Consider the following 21257-nt stretch of genomic DNA (forward strand, 5'->3'; position numbering starts at 1 on the left):
TTAGCTTAAAGTTTTGTGGCCAGTTCAACCCCTTGACGAATTGCTCGTTTCGCATCCAATTCACCGGCATGCTCTGCACCACCAATAACGTGGTGCTCAATCTTTTCTGAGGTTAATGTTTCAACTAAGTCATTGACGGACACCTGCCCTGCACACATTAAAACATGATCAACATCGAGCAGCTTAACCTCTTCATTTTGACGAATATACAAACCTTCATCATTCACTTTTAAATATTCAACACCTGCTAGCATATGTACGCCACGTTTTTGCAATGTACGCTTGTGGATCCAACCCGTCGTTTTGCCAGGACCTTTTCCTATGCTGCCTTTTTTACGCTGCATCAACCATACTTCACGAGTCGTTTGATGTTTTTCTTGTGGCTTTAAACCGCCTTCAAATTCTATATTTTTATCAATATCCCAATCTTTTAACCACGCATCTAATGTATGATCTTCAGGCTCGGTAATCATAGTTGCAACATCAACACCAATACCACCAGCCCCAATCACCGCCACTTTTTTACCAAGCTTGGGTTGGGTCTTAATGTAAGTTTGGTAATCAATCACTTTTGGATGATCGCTACCTTCTAGCTGTGGTGCTCTTGGTTTAACGCCTGTCGCCACCACCACCTCATCAAACTGGCGTAGCTCATCCATTTCAACGGTATAATTCAACTTAACGATAATGTTCTTATGATCTAATTTATTGGAGAAATAACGAATGGTTTCTTTAAACTCTTCTTTCCCTGGGATCTGCATTGCTAAATTAAATTGCCCACCAATGCGTTCACTTCGCTCAAATACTGTCACTCGATAACCACGTTCGGCCACTGATGTCGCACAAGATAAACCAGCCATTCCTGCGCCAATCACTGCAATTGATTTCACTCTTTCAGCAGGAGTAAGCACTAACTCGGTTTCATAACAGGCTTGGGGGTTAACCAAACACGTGGCTCGCTTAGCTTTAAATACATGATCCAAACAGGCTTGATTACAGCCAATACAGGTATTAATCAATTCAGCTTTGTCTTGCTCGGCTTTATTTACAAATTCAGCATCTGCTAAAAATGGACGCGCCATTGACACCATATCGGCCTGTCCCGATGCTAATATATTCTCTGCAACTTCAGGTGTATTAATGCGATTACACGTCACTAAAGGAATAGAGACTTTACCTTTTAGCTTTTCAGTTACCCAACTAAAAGCTGCCCGTGGTACTTGAGTCGCAATGGTCGGTACTCTTGCTTCATGCCAACCAATACCAGTATTTAAAATGGTTACTCCCGCTTTTTCTAATGCTTGAGCAAGCTCTACCACCTCTTCAAACGTACTTCCTTGCTCTACTAGATCGAGCATAGAAAGGCGGAAAATGATAATAAAGTCTGTCCCTACTTTTTCGCGAATTGCTCTAATTATCTCTAATGGAAAGCGTATCCGATTTTGGTAATTTCCACCCCAATCGTCATACCTCATATTGGTTCGAGCACAAATAAATTGATTAATGAGATAACCTTCAGAGCCCATCACTTCAATACCATCGTAATTAGCTTTTTTTGCATAAAAAGCACTATTAGCAAAGTCATGGATTGTTTTCTGGATTTGGCGCTCACTCATTTGGCTTGGCGTAAACATACCTATTGGTGCTCTAATATCAGAGGCGCTGACCGCTAAAGGGTGCATCGCATAACGGCCCGCATGAAGGAGTTGCAAAGCAATCTTCCCACCATTCTCATGTACTGCATGGGTTAACGCTTTATGTTTTTCAGCAGCACGAGAAGAGCTAAATTGAGCACTAAATGGAGTTAAACGCCCTCGAAAATTAGGTGCAAATCCACCGGTAACAATCAGGCCAACACCACCTTTAGCTCGTGCAGCATAAAAGGCTGATAGCTTTTTAAATCCATCATTACTTTCTTCTAATCCAGTATGCATCGATCCCATTAAGACTCGATTTTTTAACTGAGTAAATCCCAAATCTAACGGCTGAAAAAGGTGTGGGTACGTCATAACAATCCATCGCTTTTATAATTATCGTGGTCAGACCAGAATAATAGTTATAGGCTTCTGCTACAATTAAGTTTTCACAAATATGCAACATTCATCAAATCTTTTGCTCTTATACTTTCTTAATAAAATTAATTCTCATTTAGAACTCTTTCGTCTAGTTACTTTCACTAATACTTAGAGTAGGATATAGACAGAGTTTAAACTAATAATAAGGAACAATATGAAAGGGTTATTCCACTTCATAGCAAAATGTTTTCAAGCGATATGGAAGTTACTTTCCTTTACGCGTCAACTGGTATTAAATCTATTCTTCCTCATTTTTATCGGCTTTATCGCCTTTACTTTTTTAAGTAGTGATGAATCTAATATAGAAACTCAACAGGTTGAGAAAAAAGCGTTAATCCTTGATTTAGCGGGCCCTATCGTCGAAGAAAGTAAATTCCGTGAGCCATTAGAACGAGTAACTTCTGATTTATTAGGCAGCCAAAAATCACAAGAAAACGTGTTATTTAATATTGTCGATACCATTCGTTTTGCTGCTAATGACGATAATGTGTCAGGGCTTGTTCTTCATTTAAAAGAGATGAATGAAACCAGCTTAACTAAACTTCGTTATATTGCTAAAGCAATTAATACCTTTAAGGCTGCAGGCAAACCTGTTTATGCAATTGGTGATTACTACAACCAGAGCCAATATTATTTAGCAAGTTACGCTGATAAAGTTTTCATGGCACCTGATGGTACGGTTCTACTACGTGGCTACGGCGCTTATACGCTGTACTACAAAGACCTACTTGAAAATCTGAATGTCTCTACGCATGTTTTCCGTGTTGGAACCTATAAATCGGCGGTAGAACCATATCTTAGAAATGACATGTCTGATGCTGCAAAAGAATCAACGTCAGTATGGTTAACTCAATTATGGGATGCCTATTTAGATGATGTTGCGACTAACCGTCAAATTGATGCAAAAACATTAACTATGCCAATGAATCAATTCATTGCGAAGTTAAAAACAGTTAATGGTGACTTATCACAAATGACGGTTGAACTTGGCTTGGTGGATAAACTCGCTACCCGCCAAGAAGTTCGTAAAGATATGATTGCCGAGTTTGGCTCAAATGGATACGACAGCTTTAAACAAATAAGCTACTACGATTACCGTTCACAAGTGCGCCCAACAATAGTTCCTGATGCTCAAGATATCGCTATTGTTGTGGCAAGTGGACCAATCATGGATGGAACTCAACGCCAAGGCACTGTTGGTGGAGACTCAACAGCGGCCCTACTTCGTCAAGCTCGTGGAGATGATAAAGTAAAAGCGGTTGTTCTTCGCGTTGACAGCCCTGGCGGTAGTGCATTCGCGTCTGAAGTAATACGTAATGAAGTAGATGCTTTAAAAGAAGCTGGCAAACCTGTTGTTATTTCCATGTCAAGTGTTGCTGCCTCTGGTGGGTATTGGATCTCTGCAAGCGCGGATAAGATCATTGCTCAACCGACCACAATTACAGGTTCAATTGGTATCTTTGGTATTTTAACGACCTTTGAAAAAGGGTTGGAAAAAATGGGAATTCACAATGACGGTATTTCGACTTCTCCATTCAATGGGGTTGGTTTAACTCGCCCATTAAATGATGATGTAGCTCAAGTGATGCAGTTAGGTATCGAACATGGCTACCACCGCTTTATTAAACTGGTGAGTGACCATCGTAATCTATCTTTAGACGCAGTTGATAAAGTAGCTCAAGGCCGTGTTTGGACGGGTAAAGACGCTCTAAAACATGGTTTAGTTGACCAACTAGGTGACTTTGATGATGCAGTACAAGCCGCAGCTCAACTCGCTAATATGGAGTCATATAACCTGTACTGGGTTAAAGAGCCATTATCGCCAATGGAGCAATTCCTTGAAGAATTAAGCATGAACTTTAATGCCAATATAAAAACAGAGCTTTTCTCATTAGCACCAGAAGCTCTGCAACCAACCATCAGCAAAGTTGCAACAGACATCAACATGTTAAATAACTTTAATGATCCAAAAGGGCAATATCTCTTCTGCCTGAACTGTAGCAATCTTTAAAAGCATGACGAGCCCGACACATGTCGGGCTTTCTTTATGACGAATGCACAGTATAATCGCACCACCTCCCATAACTCTGTACCGTTGTTATTATGGAAAGAAAACACATTTACATAGCCTATACAGGCGGCACAATCGGCATGTTGAAATCTGATGATCATGGTTATGTACCTGCATCAGGCTTTATGCAACATCAACTAAAACAAATGCCTGAGTTCCACCGTGCAGAAATGCCAATTTTCACCATTCACGAATATGAACCATTAATTGACTCATCTGATATGACGCCAGAAGATTGGCAACGTATTGCAGATGATATTCGTGCTAACTACGATAAATACGACGGATTTGTAATTCTTCATGGTACGGATACCATGGCCTACACAGCATCAGCACTTTCATTTATGCTTGAGAACCTTGGAAAACCAGTAATCGTAACTGGCTCTCAAATCCCTCTTGCTGAGCTACGCTCTGATGGTCAAAGCAACTTATTAAATGCATTACACATTGCGGCTAACTACCCAATTAATGAAGTCACGTTATTTTTCAATAACAAACTTATTCGTGGCAATCGCAGTACAAAATCTCACGCAGATGGCTTTGATGCGTTTTCTTCACCAAACTTGTCACCACTATTGGAAGCGGGTATTAATATTCAAATTAATGGTGCGGAAATTAATAAACAACCAAAAGGCGAATTCACAGTTAATAACATTACACCACAACCAATAGGTGTAGTAACCATGTACCCAGGTATCTCTGCTGAAGTAATTAAAAATACATTACGTCAACCAGTGAATGCGATGATTTTACTGACCTTTGGTGTTGGTAATGCTCCGCAAAATCCAGAACTTCTTGCTCAATTAAAAGAAGCCTCTGAACGTGGGGTTGTGGTTGTAAACCTAACGCAATGTTTATCAGGAAAAGTAAACATGGGTGGTTATGCTACAGGCTGTGCCCTAGCAGAAGCTGGCGTTATCAGTGGTTACGACATGACACCTGAAGCCGCACTTGCTAAATTACACTTCCTACTAAGTAAAGACCTGCCTTATGAAACGATGCGTACAATGATGCAGCAAAGTTTACGTGGTGAATTAACTCACTAAATAAAGCACCAGTCTGAATATAATAAAAAGGCTTCCCAGATTATCTCATGGGGAGCCTTTTTTAATTCTAATCACTAAATACTAGTTATTCTACAATCAAAAATTTCAACGCAATTATCGAGCATTTTAACCAGTTAGGATGGTCAGTTATTTACTACGATTGGTATTAATTAAGAAACTATCTTTTCTCATTTAGAATGATTCTTAATGTACGACGAAGTGGCTCTGCTGCACCCCATAACAATTGGTCACCAACCGTAAAGGCATTTAAGAAGTCATTACCCATCGACATTTTACGTAAACGGCCGACTGGTACAGACAAAGTACCTGTTACTTTTGCAGGTGTTAATTCTTGAGCAGTAATATCACGCTCATTTGGGATCACTTTAACCCAATCATTATGAGTTGCGATGATCTCTTCGATCTCATCCATTGGTACGTCTTGTTTCAGCTTAATTGTTAACGCTTGTGAGTGACAACGCATTGCACCGATACGCACACAGGTACCATCAATCGCAATAGGTGAATCTTGAAGACCAAGGATCTTATTGGTTTCAACAGTTGCTTTCCACTCTTCTTTGCTCTGGCCATTTTCGCGCTTAACGTCAATCCAAGGGATCAATGAACCCGCCAGTGGAGCACCAAACTCTGATGTTGGGAATGAATCAGAACGAATTGTTTCTGCTACTTTTCTATCAATATCTAAAATAGAGCTTGAAGGGTTTGCCAATTCAGATGTCACGCAATCATTCACTACGCCCATTTGAGAAATTAGCTCACGCATATTTTTCGCACCAGCACCAGAAGCCGCTTGATACGTCATAGCACTCACCCACTCAACTAAGCCTGCTTTATATAAGCCACCAAGCCCCATTAGCATCAGGCTAACCGTACAGTTACCACCAACATAGGTGTTAGTACCCGCATGAATGCCTTGCTGAATTTGATCAAAGTTCACTGGATCAAGCGTAATAATCGCATCATCTTTCATACGTAATGTAGACGCGGCATCAATCCAATAGCCTTTCCAACCTGCTTGACGGAGTGCTGGGTATACTTTCTCAGTATAGCTACCGCCTTGACAGGTAATAATGGCATCTAATTTTAGTAAGGACTGAATATCAAATGCATCTTGAAGTAAACCGGCATCCTTTCCAAGGTTTGGTGCTGGAACTCCCACTTGTGATGTGGTGTAAAATACAGGTTCAATATGGTCAAAATCACGTTCTTCGACCATACGTTGCATTAAAACAGAACCCACCATGCCACGCCAGCCAACTAAACCTACTCTCATTGGTACTCTCCCTGTAATTTCAAAAATAAAAAGTGCTTACACCATCTATATGATGAACAGAAAAAAATCTCAAGTACTATTTTCCCTATACTTATTATTTTCTGAATCATATTCTTTCAAATTTTAAGGCTCACTCTTTTCTTAAAAGAGTAAAAAACAAACAATTTAAAAGTTAACGTCATCAACCCACGGCTTTGAAGTTAAATAAGAAGTTATTCTTCAATAATTAATTACAGGAAATTAAATTAAAGTGCCAAAAAATAACATTTGGTTATAAAAACATTTCGTTACACTTCATAAAAGTTCACAGATAACAACAAAAGCCAACGATTACTCCAAAATATAGGGCATTAATGAAAAACAAAATCACAACAACACTATATTCACAATATAAAATAAAAACATTACTTTCGGATTAAATTCAAACATTATCAATTTTAAATAAAAAATTTAACCATTTAATTACTTTAAACCCATCAAATTAACAGCCCTAGAGATAAGAATCACAAATAAGCCATACTTAATCGATCTATTGTTGATCATAAGGTAAAGTGCACCTCGTTTAGAAAACACAATCCCTTATCGTATGAATTTTATTCATGCATACAAAAAAGAGGCTTTATACATGAAGCAAGCAACGACAAAGTTACCTTCGATAACACAGGTAATTATATCTTTAGGGCTATTTCTACTTCTTGCCTTTTCTTTCACGGCACAACTTGATTTACCTATCCAATTAGCACTTTATATTGGTTGGTTCATTATCATTACTCTTGGTATCAAGTTAGGTCATGATTACAAATCTTTAGAAAAAGCAGCTCTAAATGGCATCTCCAACGGACTAGGAGCAGTATTAATTCTCTTGGCTGTAGGTGCTTTGGTAGGTACTTGGATTTCTGGCGGTATTGTTCCAACCATTATTTACTATGGTTTAAAAGCAATTCACCCATCGATCTTCCTTCTTGCAACGATGATCATCTGTTCATTAACGGCATTAGCAACCGGTACTTCTTGGGGTGCTGCGGGTACTGCGGGTATTGCGATGATGGGAATTGGTCAAGGTCTTGGTGTTCCTGCCCCGATTACTGCCGGTGCTATCCTTTCTGGTTGTTACTTTGGCGATAAAATGTCTCCACTATCAGACTCAGTAATTCTTGCTTCTTCTATGTCTGGTGTTGAGGTGATGGAACATATCAAAGGTATGCTTCCAGTTGCACTTATCAGCTATATCATTACTGGTATCATGTTCACTGCATTTGGTTTCCACTTTGCAGGTAACGTTGATATGAGCCAAGTAGACTCAGTTATCCTTGCAATGGAAGAGCAATTTGTTATTTCTCCATTCTCATTTGTTCCAGTGGTAATTGTTCTTGGTTTACTGGCTATGCGTATGCCTTCTTTCCCTGTAATTAGCTTTGGTTCTCTTTTAGGTATTATCTGGGCGGTAATGGTTCAAGATATCGATTTCTTAACTGCATTTAATACTGCATGGGCTCCATTCTCTATTTCATCTGGTGTTGATTTCATTGATGCAATACTCAACCGTGGCGGTATGTCTTCAATGCTTGGCTCTGTTGCTGTTATCGTCTTTGGTTTAGGTTTTGGTGGCCTACTAGATAAAGTTGGCGTATTAGAAACAGTTGCTAAACTTTTCGAAAAACGCGTTCAAGGTCCAGGTTCACTAGCGACAAGTACTATTGCTACCGCTTTCTTTGGTAACATCTTTGGTTCAGCAATGTACGTATCACTTATCCTTACTCCAAAGATTTGTGCGAAAAACTACGACCGCTTAGGTTACAAACGTAAAAACCTTTCTCGTAACGCAGAGTTCGGTGGCACGTTAACTTCAGGTATGGTTCCATGGAGTGATAACGGTATTTATATGGCCAGTATCCTTGGTGTTGCAACACTGTCTTACGCACCATTCATGTGGTTAAGCTTCGTATGTATTATCGTAACGATTGTAACGTCTTACATGGGCTGGTTTGTTGATAAATGCGAACCAACTATCACAGTAGAAGAAACAGATGAAGCTATTGCTGTAGAAACAAAAACAGCGTAACTCATACTGTTCTATTCTAAATCGCGTATCTAAAAAAAGCCCGAGGTTGATTATTCAACCTCGGGCTTTTTATATCTAAACCTTACAACCAATATCTATACAGTCGTTTTCTTTATTGCTGCTCGTTTGCCTAGGAAGTAACCTAAGCCCAAAGGTGCAAAGAAGATCGCTAAGATGAATAAGATAAAGTAAATAATGGTACTTTTAATTAAATCTATAACCTTATCCATGGCAAGCGTTAAAACATCTTGAGACACTTTATCGAGATCTTGAGTAAACTTCTCTCGCTCTTGAGAAACAATAATCGCAATTGCTTTACGTTCTCTCTCGACCATATTCACCAACTCTTCACGTTCTCTTGCGACCATAGCCTCTAAAGCCACACGTTCTGCACTAAGCTGGTTTAATTTATCATCGGTTTTCATATCCAAGTCATCAAGCAATGGCTGCAGTTGCAAGCTCATTTGCTCTGCTAAGTTTTGCATATACTCAGGATTATTTTTAACAAAATCTTGGAATGATTCCGATGTATGGCGCAAACTTTCCATGGTTTTATTAATGTCATTACCATTCACATTACTATTCAATGCAATCAGCTGTGCTTTCCATGTCATGATTTTCGGAGTCTGCTCAGAAACTAAACCTAAACGGTCTGACACATCACCTAACGCTTCAGGCATAGTGCCTAAGGTTGCCACCGCTTCTGATTCATCAATGTTTTGGTGAGCTAACCACGCCTTTAATGCAGGAGTTCTACGCATCATTAAACTTTCAAACTGATTTTTCGACACAAAGTCAGTAATAAATTCTTGAGCTTCATTAAATTCAGATTTCGATAGCAGCTTTTCTGCCAAAGCTTTAATATCCTCATGCAAAAGTTGACTGGCTTTAAAATCCGCATCGCTTTCAAATAATGCAGCTCCTTTCCCACCTACGGAGAAAAACTGCTCCATCTGTGCCGCAAAAACCCACGAATCAATTAAGGCAATTTGAGGAGAGACTTGATATGCCGCTCGTTGCAACCCTTCTTCTGCATTTATTTTCCACAGCAAAACATAAGATTGATGTAAAACATCGTCTTTTGGGTACGTTAATGCGATCTCATCTGCTGCCGCTTCGACCTCACTAAAAAAATGTTTACTGTACCCACGGGTTAAAATCCGAGTGTTTAACTCTGTCGTAGTTAATGGAACCGCTTGAGACTCAATTTTTAATTCAAGTAAAGAGCAGCCATTAAGTAAAAAGAGGGAAAGAGCAACAGAAAGTAGTTTAGACGAAAAAAATTTAGAGGTGTGTTTCATGAACAACCCTACCTAGCTAGAATTTTATAATTAAAGGATAGATAGGGTATCATTTTGCAAAAATCAAGTTCTCAAATATTTGAGAACAAACCGTCAATTATACATAAATTAACAGCTTTATTTTTACACTAATAAGTACGAGTTATGATTCAGAAGAACCTAGACGTCGTATTAATTGATCTTTAAGGTTTGGTGGCGTGCCTTTAATCGTCAAAGTGTCGGTTTCTGGATCATAGAACACACGTTCACCTAGTAGCATCGCATCAAAATTCAATGACAAGCCACCACCAGCGCCAACAAATTTCGTTAACTTACGTAATGCTGTACGGTCAACAGGGAAAGATTCTTCTAACTCATAACCTTGCTCTTCAGCAAACTGGTAGAAATTAGAACCAGATTCAGACGTTGGTAACTCACCCGATAATTCTTTTACCGTTAGCTCTTCACCCGCTTGTAATTGACCATTACAGTAATCATATACTTGCTTACGATATTGTTGCTTTTCGTCTTTTTCTAAACGCTCATCAGCACAGAAGTCTTCTACTGCTTGCATCAATACTTGGTTTTGAACCTTTGTATCCATACCAACATCTGCTTGTAAAAAATCTAAGAAGAAATCAGAGACTTTACGACCTACACGCCCCTTAATAAACGTAAGGTAGCGATTTGAATCTGAATCCGTTTCCCACGTTGATAAATCAATACGAGCCGCAATATCCATTTTTGCAATATCAAGGTAATCAGTCGAACTAATATCTAGTTGCTCCGTAACCTTCATGCTTTCATTTGATGGTAGAACAGCAACAAACAAATATTCTGTTGCTAACGAGCGGTACTCAGCAATCACTAAGATACCTTCTTCAGCAAACGGATATTTAATCAATTCTGATTTTAATTTTTCAGCCGATTTATTACTGAATTCTAAGAAGGGTGTTTCATTCTTACGAACAGATCCTAGCCAATGGCCAAACTCACTCTCAGTCTTGAAAACACCAAAGCCTTTACCTGCTTTAGAGTTAAAGACACGATGTAGCTCTGAAACTAGAGCTTCAGTGAACTCTTCGTTGTCAAGAGTTTGATTTCGTAGACAAACTTCGAGTTCATCTTGCTCATTTTTTACTAATTTATGTAAAATTACGTTTGAAAGGGTTAAACTCATAATAGAAAAGGTTTTTAGTTGACGTACATAGTAGGTTATCATAAGCCGCTTTCACTATCATTAACTGAAAAGACTTATGGCTATTACTTCTAAATACAGCAACAAACAAATTGAACAAATGTTAACAGAGATGGTCGATGTACTAGATAAACATCGCGCACCAGCAGATCTATCTCTAATGTTGGTTGGTAACATTGCAACGAATGTACTAAACCAAGAAGTGCCAGCAGAACAGCGTAAAATCATCGCTGAAAAATTTGCTCAAGCACTGCTTAGCTCATTAGATACACCAAAAACTCACTAAGAGCGAGAATTCAATTACCATGGTTGATAGCGGAAATACTTACGGCGACAAAGTCTCTAAGTTAATAACTTGGGGCCACTGGTTCAGCTTTTTCAATATCATTGCTGCAATGCTTATTGGCACACGTTATATATCGCAATCTCCATGGCCTGAAACGCTACTAGGTCAGACCTATCTGGTTTTAAACTGGATAGGTCATTTTGGCTTCCTAGTCTTTGGCTTTTATATTCTGGTTTTATTTCCTTTAACCTTTATTACGCCATCCCAACGCTTAATGCGGGTGTTAAGTGTCATTATTGCTACAGCAGGTATGACATTATTACTTCTTGATACCTACGCATATCAAAATCTTCATTTGCATATCACGCCTCTGGTTTGGGATATGCTTTTAAACAACGATAAATCAAATTTAAATACACAATGGCAATATTTATTCATTGTCGTTCCCGTGATTTTCCTACTTCAACTTTCTCTATCTGAATGGGTTTGGAATAAGCTACGTAAATTAGCTCATAAACATGTAGGTCGTCCTTTTGCTCTTCTATTTTCTGTTGCTTTTATTGGCAGCCATTTAATTCATACATGGGCAGATGCTTCTGCTTATGGCCCCGTAACTGCTCAACGTGCAACTTTCCCACTATCATATCCAATGACCGCACGTTCGTTTTTAGAAAAGCATGGATTTATTGATCGCGAAGCACTAGCAAAACAAATTCAAGAAGAAGGTACTGGCGGAGCTCAAGAAGCAATGCGTTATCCGTTAGAGCCGATTAAATTTAAAACAAAACAAACGGGTTATAATTTACAAATCATCATGATCGATAGTCTTCGTGCTGATACATTAAATCATATAGATACGCCCAACCTAACCCGCTTTGCGCAGAACAACGTAAATTACAACAATCATTATAGTGCAAGTAATAACCCAACAAGCCTATTTGGTCTTTTCTATGGCCTTCCTGGGAATTACGTTGATAATTTTAGAAATTCAAATATTGAATCTCCTATTTTAGCTGAATTACATAACCGTAATTACTCATTTGGGTTATTCAGCGGTGATGATTTCAACTCTTCATTATATAAACAAATCATCTTTACTAAAGGTGAGCTAAGTGACGCTAAAGAAAAGATGTCTGACACAAAAGCTATTAACCAATGGAATGATTGGTTTAAAGCACAAACGCCTGACACTCCTTGGTTTAGTTACTTAGAACTAACCTCTGTTTCTGAATACGATGCAACTAGCCCTATCTCTACAGAAAATTCAGACCAAAGTGCATTTGAAATTAATTACCGTAAAGCGGTACAGAAAACAGACCAACAACTAAAGAGTGTATTAAGAGCACTAAAACAGTCTCCTGATTGGGAAAAAACCATCGTGATTATTACCTCAAATCACGGAATGGAATTTGATGAGACCAAAACAAATAGTTGGGGTTCAAGTACAAACTTTAGCCAATATCAATTACGAGTACCTATGCTCATTCATTGGCCTGACGTAGAGCCAGAATTAATCACAACACGTTCAAGTCATTTAGATTTAGCACCAACGCTAATGGAGTCATTCTTAAAAACAACGACACCATCAGAAAGTTACAGCAGTGGCTTAAACTTATTTACCCAAGACAATGATCGTAGCTGGTTATTAGCTGGGGATAGAAAGAATATCGCTTTAATAACAAATACAAACACTGTTGTTATCGATACATTTGGTAATTACAAAGTATATGATGAAAACTACAATCGACTTACTGATGAAAAACCAAAACTCTCCTTATTGATGCAAGGCATCTCCGAGTTAAAACGATTTTATCATCCGAAAAAATAAGTAATCTTTAAAATCCCTTTCTTAGCAAAGGGATTTTTTATGTCAGTAATAAAAAATTAGCTATTAAATAACGACTGTTTTATATAGAAAAACAGCTTAATTAAGTTAAAAATAGAACATAATGCGCAAAAATAGCGCAACCAAACACTTTTTTGCATTTTATGCTTTACAAGAAGTAAGGATATTACTATTATTCACCGCACTGGAGGGATGGCTGAGTGGTCGAAAGCACCGGTCTTGAAAACCGGCAACCGTTAATAGCGGTTCTAGGGTTCAAATCCCTATCCCTCCACCACTTTTCAAAATTCAGATAGAGTCTGGGTTTTAAAAATTGGAGCGGTAGTTCAGTTGGTTAGAATACCGGCCTGTCACGCCGGGGGTCGCGGGTTCGAGTCCCGTCCGCTCCGCCAATACAACGAAGCCTTGTCAGAAATGACGAGGATTTTTTGTATCTGTCGAATATGAGCTCCCTCTCTACTAATCCATTGGTCATATCTAACTAGATACCCATTATTCCCAGCCTATATTTATCCAGTTTAAGGGAACTCAATAATCAAACCTTCAATATTGCTTTAAATACCCTCAAATTGTTTAAAATTAAATCAAACGGAATCTTTTTTAAAATTAGTACTTTACAATAAAAGTAGTTCAGCATATTATACTCGGCATTGGAGGGATGGCTGAGTGGTCGAAAGCACCGGTCTTGAAAACCGGCAACCGTTAATAGCGGTTCTAGGGTTCAAATCCCTATCCCTCCACCACTTTTCAAAATTCAGATAGAGTCTGGGTTTTAAAAATTGGAGCGGTAGTTCAGTTGGTTAGAATACCGGCCTGTCACGCCGGGGGTCGCGGGTTCGAGTCCCGTCCGCTCCGCCAATACAACGAAGCCTTGTCAGAAATGACGAGGCTTTTTTGTATCTGTTGAATATGAGTTCTCATCGATATCTGCATTTAATGGCTAACCTTAGAATTCAAATCCCCCCTCCACCACTTTCAAAACTCAGATAGAGTCTGAGTTTTGAAAATTGCTTAATTCCAATCAATAATGCTTTAAAAGTAAAACAAATTCTCAAGCCGTTTCATATAAATGGAAGTAGCTGTCTAAATTTAATTCAAAGCGTTTTAATCTCATGATCATCTGTACTAGCCTGTCTCTTCATTAATAAAAATAATAAGGACCTAAGTTCCATGAAAAAGATAATTACTACGTTAACGGCTTTAACCGCTCTATCTGCTAGTTGCTTTGTTTCTGCTTTTGAATGGAGTTACTCTGGTAAAACTGCTCCTGAGCACTGGCATGGAACCTGTCAGACAGGTGTTAACCAATCTCCTATAGATATTACTGGTGCGATTGAAAGCACATTAAGTCCTATCGTATTTAACTATGCCCAAGCTGGGAAAAACATCGTCAATAACGGGCATACAGTGCAAGTGAATTTTGATGGTAAACAATCGATAGAAATAGAAGGTAAAATATTTAATCTCCTTCAGTTGCATTTCCATACCCCAAGTGAAAACCTCATTGCTGGTCATTCTTTTCCACTAGAGATGCATTTAGTCCATTCTGATAAAAACGGAAATCTCGCAGTTGTTGGTGTAATGTTTAAAGAAGGGAAAACAAATCTTGAATTGGCAAAAATTTGGTCAAAAATGCCTAAATCGGGAGAAGTGGATTTAGATTCTAAAATTAATCTAACAAACCTACTTCCAAAGGAGCAAGCTTATTATCGATTTAATGGCTCACTAACAACACCACCATGCACAGAAGGAGTGACTTGGTTTGTAATGAAGAATCCAATTACGATTTCATCGCAACAATTAGCTCAATTTAAATCCTTGTACGAAGGAAATAACCGCCCTGTACAAACGATTAATGCACGTCCTGTTTTAAAATAAGCGATAAGCATAACGAGATTTGCTCTAACTTTCATCGATATGATCGAATTTAGAGCAAACGAATTTTTAATTCAAAAGAATCCTTTACAAGAAGAACGGTTCCCACTATTATTCACCGCATCGGAGGGATGGCTGAGTGGTCGAAAGCACCGGTCTTGAAAACCGGCAACCGTTAATAGCGGTTCTAGGGTTCAAATCCCTATCCCTCCACCACATTCAAAGCCCTAGCAGAAATGCTGGGGCTTTTTTGTATCTGCTTATTACTTCTGCTCTGCAATCCACTGCTTCACAAAGTCAATAACGTACTTTTGATTCGTTACCGCTGTCTCTGGGTCAAAATCTTGATTATGTAAATCCGTGTTCGATAAGATTCGAATACCAATGAATGGAACTTTGTAGGCCTCAGCCACTAGGGCAGCTGATGAACTTTCCATTTCTTCTGCCGCCGTTTGATATGTTTTATGCAGCCAATTAATTCTAGCAACTTCACGGTTCCACTCATCAGCAGTACCAATCACGCCTTTCACGACTTTTCCTTTCCCTGGGTGTTTCACATTTTCATAGGCAAACTCAACAAGCTCTGGTGCTGAATAAAACGCATCGTGCTCAACCAATTTATTCTCTTCTCTTAAACGCATAGTTACGGTGAAGTTTTTCCATTTCTCAGGCTGAATACCCTCTTCCTCTTTAGAGGACTCAGAGCGGTTCGCTCCCATGTTGAAACTTTTCGTTGCTAATACGATATCACCACGATAAAGCTCAGGATCATGTCCTCCTGAAGTCCCTTGGTTCACAATCATTTCTGGAGAGAACTTTTCAATCGCTAATGTTGTTGATGCAGAAGCATTTGCGATACCCACTTCAGTTCGAGATACAATCACAGGGTAATTATCTATTGTTCCCGTCCAGAACGTCCAAGACCCAAAAGTAACTTCTTGTGCATCTTTTAACTGCTCTACCATATAATTAACTTCAATATCCATCGCGCCTTGCAAAACGATAGGCTTTGACGCTGCTGATACAGAAAACGACAGCAAAACAAATAAACCAGTAAATAAATAGCGTAGGTATGACATGTATATATCCTAATTAATATTTTTATAAGTAAAAATTTTGGCGGATAATACAGGAAAGAGCAAGAAAAGCAAACGTTTGCTTGGCTATTTATGCCTCTGTAAACTTTTTGAGCATCCACACATCACAGCCATTATGCTCAGAGCCATCAAGCGGTTTTAGCAGTCTCCTAAAACCGAGAGTTTCATATAAGTTAATCGCTGATTTCATACTTGAAAGAGTGTCCAAGTAGCATTGAGTGTATCCAAACTCTTTGCCATATTTTAGCACTTTTTCTGCTATGGTTTTACCAAAGCCTCTTCCTCGCGCTTCTGGTAGTAAAAACAATTTACGTAGCTCACAGACCGTATCACTACCATTAAATGGCGCTAAGCCACAACCACCGACCACTCGCCCATCAAGTAAAAGAATGAGGTATTTACTCTTAAATGCGGGATTATAATGCTTACTCATTTCCAACACTTCATCATCAGAGGGACCAAAACCCTCACCTACTGCGCCAAACTCAACACCAACGTTTTTAATGATGTAGCAAATATCGTTATCATGTTCACTAGCAATGCCAACAATTCGATATTCCATATCTTTTATCTCCACTAATCTTTCTCTCTCTTCATTATAGAAAAATATAAATACCTAATTGCGGCACTCTCCACAAAGTAGCTATAGAGGAACAATCTCGATCACAGTGACAAAAAAAAGCGAGCAACCCAAATTACTCGCTTATTCATATGATTCTTCGGCTGTTACTTATTAAATCACGCCTAGCTCGTGTAAACGTTCCATTAAATAGCTATTTGCAGTATGACGCTCAGACAACACTACTTCAGGTTTTGGGTGCAAAAACAGCGGTAATGAGATACGAGATTTCGTTTTATCTGCACCTTCTGGGTTAATTACACGATGCGTTGTTGATGGGTAATAGCCACCTGACGCTTCTTGTAACATATCACCAATATTAATGATTAAATTACCGAAATCACAAGGGACATCTAACCAATCACCTTCTTTGCTCTTAACTTGTAGGCCTGGTTCATTCGCCGCAGGAAGAACGGTTAATAAATTAATGTCTTCATGCGCACCAGCACGAATAGCACCAAGTTCTTCATCGCCCTCTAATGGTGGGTAATGCAATATACGCAGCAATGTTTTATCACTGTTTTCAACCATGCTAGACAATGATTGAGAGTACAACGCAGAAACGTCTTCTGGTGAATATTTCTCGACCCACGACAATAACTCAGCAGCAAGAATATTCGCATTATCATAATACTCTTGAATTTGCGCTTTTAACTGAGCAGGACATTGTCCTGTTGGGTAATAGTGGTAGTACTCTTTAATGTCTTTTTTAGTGTGGCCTTTCGCTACTTCTGATACAGAAGCTGGGAAAAAACCATCTTGAGTTTCAACATTAAACTGGAAGTTCTCTTTTTCTTCGCTGTTAAAGAATTCATACCAATTGTCATAGATGCTTTGCACAAGCTCTTGTTGAATTGGGTGATTTTTTAATACGCCAAACCCTGTCTCACGCAGTGATTTAACAAACAACTCGGCTGCATTCTCAGCAGTGTAATCAATTGCTTCTAATTTCATAATTATTATCTTATTGTTGGCTGACTGGGTTCTATAATGTGTTTCTTATAATGAGCAGGTAAATTGTATTAAGATGGACACAGAGCCTCAAGCGCTAATGTCTAAAAACAGACAACAATTCGTTTACAAATAGAAACACAACTATTCTGAGCAACAACAATAAAAAGAAAAAGAAAAAGAAAAAGAAAAAGAAGAATATTTATGGCGGGAGGTTACCCAACTATCGATTGACAATAGCGGGTAATTTTTTAAATTTTAACGGTACTGAATTACCTTGATAGAGGCTCTAAAATTCCATTTCGAACTAAACCACGACGAACGTTTTTACACAGTTTGGCAAAGCTTTCGATCTCTGAGAAATTCGGCGTTTCTCCACGTTCGACATAAGACTCCCAATACAGCAGTTCACCTTCTACCAACTCAATCAACTTACGTGGGCAACCCACACACGTATCACCGCATATTTGAGCTTCAGGCGCATCAAATGGAAAATCCGCTTTCACCAATTCAATGATGTTAAGCATCGCAGTTTTACGATCAGGTTTTTGTGTTTTTGGTTTGTTGATCATTAGTTTCTATGAGGGTGATTTGTAATATGGTCTTCCCAATTCTTCACGTCAATCGCATAAACAACCTTGTTTCTTACGCTTTCGCCAGCGGCGTGCATTGCTGATTTAGACCCTGTGATCAGTGGGTGCCATTCAGGAATGTCTTTGTCTTCAGCCAACAGACGGTAGGCACAAGTCACTGGTAGCCAGTTAAATTCTGCGATGTTTTCACGGCTTAGTTTTAAGCAGTTTTCACCAGAGGTAAAACGTTTAGCGTAATCTTTACATGAACATGTTTTGCTGTTCAGCCAGCTACACGCAACGTTGGTGTAGTAAACTTCATCGGTATCTTCATCCATTAACTTGTGTAGACAGCACTTGCCACAGCCGTCACAAAGAGATTCCCACTCTTGTTCTGTCATTTCTTCTAATTTTTTTTGTTGCCAAAATTGCTCAATCATTGCTTTACACTCGTTATGGGAAGAGGCGGTTTTATACCCATCTTGAGCTAAAAGTGCAAGTGGTTTACTTATCACCGAATAAGAATCCGGAGTTCTTTTGACCTGAAAGGGGAAGAGTGCTATTTTGCGCATCCTTTAATTGATATGCAATGAGATAGTGTTATGGAATGTAGATTATATTGCGGTGCTTGCTGTATAGCGCCAAGTATTACGTCATTTATTCCTGGAATGCCTGATGGAAAGCCAGCTGGTGTTCGCTGTGTACAATTAAACGATGAGAACTTATGCAAGTTATTTGGCAAGGCTGAACGCCCAAAGGTATGTCATCAATTTAAAGCTTGCCCTGATGTATGTGGGTCAACACCTGAACAAGCTATTCAAACCATCACTGAACTCGAGTCAATGACGCTCTAACTTCTATGTATAGAAGTTACGATAAAACGCGAACTACGTTTTGTACTTGCTCTGAAATTTCAGTACCGTGACTTGTTAAGTAGCCACCGTCCTCTTGTGTTACCAAACCTTTCTCGAAAAGACGCTTCATTGCTTTGATTGCTTCGGGTGCTGCGTCTGAATGAACTTTTAAACCCGCTTGAGTGCTTTCTAGTGGGAATTGCTTGAGAAGGTTCATTTCTTCAACGATGTCTTTATTAAATGGCATAATATATCTCTCTTATTTATTAACTGAATTCAGCATAGACTGTCTTTAAAAGATTAAAACAGAGCTAGATCACACCTATAAAAAATCCCCATAGGATTACTCGCTATGAGGATATTTTTTAATCAAATTATTAAGCATTTAAACAATTAAGCTTGAATACCAATAATCAACCAAGGTGCATTAGGTTGTGTAAGATCACGCTCTAAGTGCCAGATATCAGTAATGGCTTCTTCAACGCCTTCTACTGAATCACGGTAACGACCAGAGAACTGCAAACTTAGCTGTGCACTGTTTGCATCATGATCAGCACGCACCACCTCAGCATCAACAAACATTACATCTGTGTGCTGCGCACCTTCAAGATTTGCACGCTCTTGAACCAAGTCATTATACAGACTGATTGATACGTACTCTTGAATCGTCTCAAGTTGGTTATGGTTCCATGCACCTTGCAAAATACGATAATGCTCACGAGAACCGTTGATGAAACCTTGCAGATCAAAACCTGGTGGGTAGTTGTGCGGTACTTCATCAGCAGCTGGAGCACCAAAACCACCTGTAGGCTGTGATTGTGCTTGTTCACCTTGGAAATACTGTTGGTTATCACGGAAGCTTGGTGGCTCATTATGAGAGGCTTGTGGGCCAGCATATGCGGTCCCTTGCCTCTGATTGATGCTGCCTGCTTTCGATGCCATAAACATACGGAAAAGCTTAAACAGAACAAATGCAACACCCGCCATAATGATGATATCCATAAACTGGATACCTTCAAAACCGCCACCTGCAAAGATTGATGCTAGAAGCCCCCCCATAAGAAGACCACCAAGTAATCCGCCCATTAAGCCTTTTTTGCTTGATGCGCCCTTAGCCGTATCTTGCTTACCAATCGTATTCGTATTTTGTTGCTTCTGTTTTGGCGCTGGCGCTGTTTTAAAGCTCTTGCCAAATGATTTACCACCACCAAATTTCTTTGCTTCTGCATGAGGCGCAGAAAGAACAAAAACAAACATTAGGGCAGCAATAGATAGAAGACGTTTCATTGTCTATTCCTTTACTATATTAAAATAATTTGACCTGATAATAGCCTGCCTCGCTTCATATTGGGAGCATTAAAATACATGAGTATGTTTCAGAGTGTTAAAAACCTTCTATTTTATTCTCAACATTGTGCTTTGTGCCCTAATTGATAAAACTCTTACTTGAAGAATCGACAGATACATTTAAAATTAAGAACATTGTTCATAATTATCTAATTAGGTTTATATGGCTCGCAGAAACGACCATACCCATCACGAAATACGCCACATGGCCTTGGAGAATGTAAAGGTATTTCTTGGTGAGCATAGTCATCACGAACTTAGCTTAAGAAAACTGGCAAAAAGCATTGGCTACGTACCGAGTACGTTAGTTAATATTTTTGGTAGTTATAACTTATTGCTGCTGCGCGCGATTGCTCAAACCTTAGATGAGATTATGTTGCAAGTAAATCAAGGGCTCGAAAACAGCGCTACACCTGCAGAAGCATTAAAAGCCATTGCCTACTGCTATTATGATTTTGCTCAGCAACACCCTAATCGTTGGCGTTTAGTATTTCAACATAATATGAATGGCGAGGCCTTACCTGATTGGCAAGAGAGCCGTATTAGCCAAATGATGGGCGTACTTGAAGAGATAATTAAAACCATTAATCCAATTAAAGAACAAAATGAGATAGAACAAAGTAGTCGCGTTATTTGGGCCAGTGTTCACGGAATTACGTTATTAAGCTTAGATGATTTACTGTTTTCATCAACACCTATTGATGGTCATCTGCTCATTGATAATCTACTATTGAATTATATTAATCAGTGGAAGCAACACTAGATTTATAATTAAAGGGATTTT

At 38.9% G+C, this 21257-nt stretch carries 19 protein-coding genes and 5 tRNA genes; 13 read left to right on the plus strand and 11 right to left on the minus strand.

Annotated features, from left to right (window positions below; translation table 11 throughout):
* Positions 1-5 precede the first annotated feature (5 nt).
* The gene (locus BTO22_RS08055; protein ID WP_105055050.1) at positions 6-2009 is read right to left on the minus strand and encodes an NADPH-dependent 2,4-dienoyl-CoA reductase; all 2004 of its coding nucleotides are present in this window, start codon (positions 2007-2009) and stop codon (positions 6-8) included.
* 220 nt (positions 2010-2229) lie between these two features.
* Between BTO22_RS08055 and sppA the strand changes: the two genes are divergently transcribed.
* Both sppA and ansA read left to right on the plus strand, forming a co-directional pair.
* On the plus strand, positions 2230-4086 hold the full coding sequence (gene sppA, locus BTO22_RS08060) for a signal peptide peptidase SppA (protein WP_105055051.1): 1857 nt from the start codon (positions 2230-2232) through the stop codon (positions 4084-4086).
* Positions 4087-4178: 92 nt separating this feature from the next.
* Positions 4179-5192 (plus strand): asparaginase, encoded by a 1014-nt coding sequence (gene ansA / locus BTO22_RS08065; protein ID WP_105055052.1) that lies wholly within the window; start codon positions 4179-4181, stop codon positions 5190-5192.
* A 178-nt stretch (positions 5193-5370) separates the two neighbouring features.
* Here ansA and asd read toward each other — a convergent pair whose 3' ends face one another.
* The gene (gene asd / locus BTO22_RS08070; RefSeq protein ID WP_105055053.1) at positions 5371-6486 is read right to left on the minus strand and encodes an aspartate-semialdehyde dehydrogenase; all 1116 of its coding nucleotides are present in this window, start codon (positions 6484-6486) and stop codon (positions 5371-5373) included.
* 625 nt (positions 6487-7111) lie between these two features.
* Between asd and nhaC the strand changes: the two genes are divergently transcribed.
* Positions 7112-8548, plus strand: a complete 1437-nt coding sequence (gene nhaC, locus BTO22_RS08075) for a Na+/H+ antiporter NhaC (RefSeq protein ID WP_105055054.1) — start codon at positions 7112-7114, stop codon at positions 8546-8548.
* A 95-nt stretch (positions 8549-8643) separates the two neighbouring features.
* Here nhaC and BTO22_RS08080 read toward each other — a convergent pair whose 3' ends face one another.
* Both BTO22_RS08080 and yejK read right to left on the minus strand, forming a co-directional pair.
* A complete protein-coding gene (locus BTO22_RS08080) occupies positions 8644-9849 on the minus strand; it encodes a chemotaxis protein (protein ID WP_105055055.1) in 1206 nt (401 codons plus the stop codon).
* 142 nt (positions 9850-9991) lie between these two features.
* A complete protein-coding gene (gene yejK, locus BTO22_RS08085) occupies positions 9992-11008 on the minus strand; it encodes a nucleoid-associated protein YejK (protein ID WP_181044619.1) in 1017 nt (338 codons plus the stop codon).
* Positions 11009-11084: 76 nt separating this feature from the next.
* On the opposite strand from yejK, the gene BTO22_RS08090 reads away from it, so the two are divergent.
* The 8 genes from BTO22_RS08090 to BTO22_RS08125 all read left to right on the plus strand — a co-directional run bounded on the left by BTO22_RS08090 (position 11085) and on the right by BTO22_RS08125 (position 15249).
* Complete coding sequence (locus BTO22_RS08090; RefSeq protein WP_060991367.1) at positions 11085-11312, plus strand: YejL family protein; 228 nt, start codon at positions 11085-11087, stop codon at positions 11310-11312.
* A gap of 19 nt (positions 11313-11331) precedes the next feature.
* Positions 11332-13140: a DUF3413 domain-containing protein gene (locus tag BTO22_RS08095; protein ID WP_105055057.1), complete on the plus strand. Its 1809-nt coding sequence runs from the start codon at positions 11332-11334 to the stop codon at positions 13138-13140.
* Between the two features lie 204 nt (positions 13141-13344).
* Positions 13345-13435, plus strand: a tRNA-Ser gene (locus BTO22_RS08100).
* Positions 13436-13473: 38 nt separating this feature from the next.
* Positions 13474-13550 (plus strand) — tRNA-Asp (locus BTO22_RS08105).
* Positions 13551-13810: 260 nt separating this feature from the next.
* Positions 13811-13901 (plus strand) — tRNA-Ser (locus BTO22_RS08110).
* A 38-nt stretch (positions 13902-13939) separates the two neighbouring features.
* Positions 13940-14016: transfer RNA gene (locus BTO22_RS08115), tRNA-Asp, on the plus strand.
* Positions 14017-14328: 312 nt separating this feature from the next.
* A complete protein-coding gene (locus tag BTO22_RS08120) occupies positions 14329-15036 on the plus strand; it encodes a carbonic anhydrase (protein WP_105055058.1) in 708 nt (235 codons plus the stop codon).
* A gap of 122 nt (positions 15037-15158) precedes the next feature.
* Positions 15159-15249 (plus strand) — tRNA-Ser (locus tag BTO22_RS08125).
* A 47-nt stretch (positions 15250-15296) separates the two neighbouring features.
* Here BTO22_RS08125 and BTO22_RS08130 read toward each other — a convergent pair.
* From BTO22_RS08130 to BTO22_RS08150, 5 genes are all read right to left on the minus strand, one after another.
* Positions 15297-16112 carry a 5'-methylthioadenosine/S-adenosylhomocysteine nucleosidase gene (locus BTO22_RS08130; RefSeq protein ID WP_105055059.1) on the minus strand — a complete coding sequence of 272 codons (816 nt, stop codon included), beginning with the start codon at positions 16110-16112 and terminating at the stop codon, positions 15297-15299.
* 88 nt (positions 16113-16200) lie between these two features.
* Entirely contained in the window at positions 16201-16692 is a 492-nt protein-coding gene (locus BTO22_RS08135) for a GNAT family N-acetyltransferase (RefSeq protein ID WP_105055060.1), read from the minus strand.
* Positions 16693-16863: 171 nt separating this feature from the next.
* The gene (locus BTO22_RS08140; RefSeq protein ID WP_105055061.1) at positions 16864-17703 is read right to left on the minus strand and encodes a 2OG-Fe(II) oxygenase family protein; all 840 of its coding nucleotides are present in this window, start codon (positions 17701-17703) and stop codon (positions 16864-16866) included.
* A 269-nt stretch (positions 17704-17972) separates the two neighbouring features.
* Positions 17973-18272, minus strand: coding sequence for a hypothetical protein (locus tag BTO22_RS08145; RefSeq protein WP_105055062.1), 300 nt, complete (start codon positions 18270-18272; stop codon positions 17973-17975).
* Entirely contained in the window at positions 18272-18712 is a 441-nt protein-coding gene (locus BTO22_RS08150) for a YcgN family cysteine cluster protein (protein WP_105055581.1), read from the minus strand. The genes BTO22_RS08145 and BTO22_RS08150 overlap by 1 nt, the downstream gene beginning before the upstream one ends.
* 162 nt (positions 18713-18874) lie before the next feature.
* Here BTO22_RS08150 and BTO22_RS08155 point away from each other — a divergent pair, with 162 nt between their 5' ends.
* Entirely contained in the window at positions 18875-19126 is a 252-nt protein-coding gene (locus BTO22_RS08155) for a YkgJ family cysteine cluster protein (protein ID WP_045102448.1), read from the plus strand.
* Positions 19127-19142: 16 nt separating this feature from the next.
* Here BTO22_RS08155 and BTO22_RS08160 read toward each other — a convergent pair whose 3' ends face one another.
* Both BTO22_RS08160 and BTO22_RS08165 read right to left on the minus strand, forming a co-directional pair.
* Complete coding sequence (locus BTO22_RS08160) at positions 19143-19373, minus strand: TIGR02647 family protein (protein WP_060991377.1); 231 nt, start codon at positions 19371-19373, stop codon at positions 19143-19145.
* A gap of 146 nt (positions 19374-19519) precedes the next feature.
* Positions 19520-20413 (minus strand): Tim44 domain-containing protein, encoded by an 894-nt coding sequence (locus BTO22_RS08165; protein ID WP_105055063.1) that lies wholly within the window; start codon positions 20411-20413, stop codon positions 19520-19522.
* Between the two features lie 223 nt (positions 20414-20636).
* On the opposite strand from BTO22_RS08165, the gene BTO22_RS08170 reads away from it, so the two are divergent.
* On the plus strand, positions 20637-21236 hold the full coding sequence (locus BTO22_RS08170) for a TetR/AcrR family transcriptional regulator (protein ID WP_105055064.1): 600 nt from the start codon (positions 20637-20639) through the stop codon (positions 21234-21236).
* Positions 21237-21257 lie beyond the last annotated feature (21 nt).

Origin of the sequence: Aliivibrio sifiae (assembly GCF_002954705.1) — a bacterium.
Classification (GTDB): Bacteria; Pseudomonadota; Gammaproteobacteria; order Enterobacterales; family Vibrionaceae; genus Aliivibrio; species Aliivibrio sifiae_A.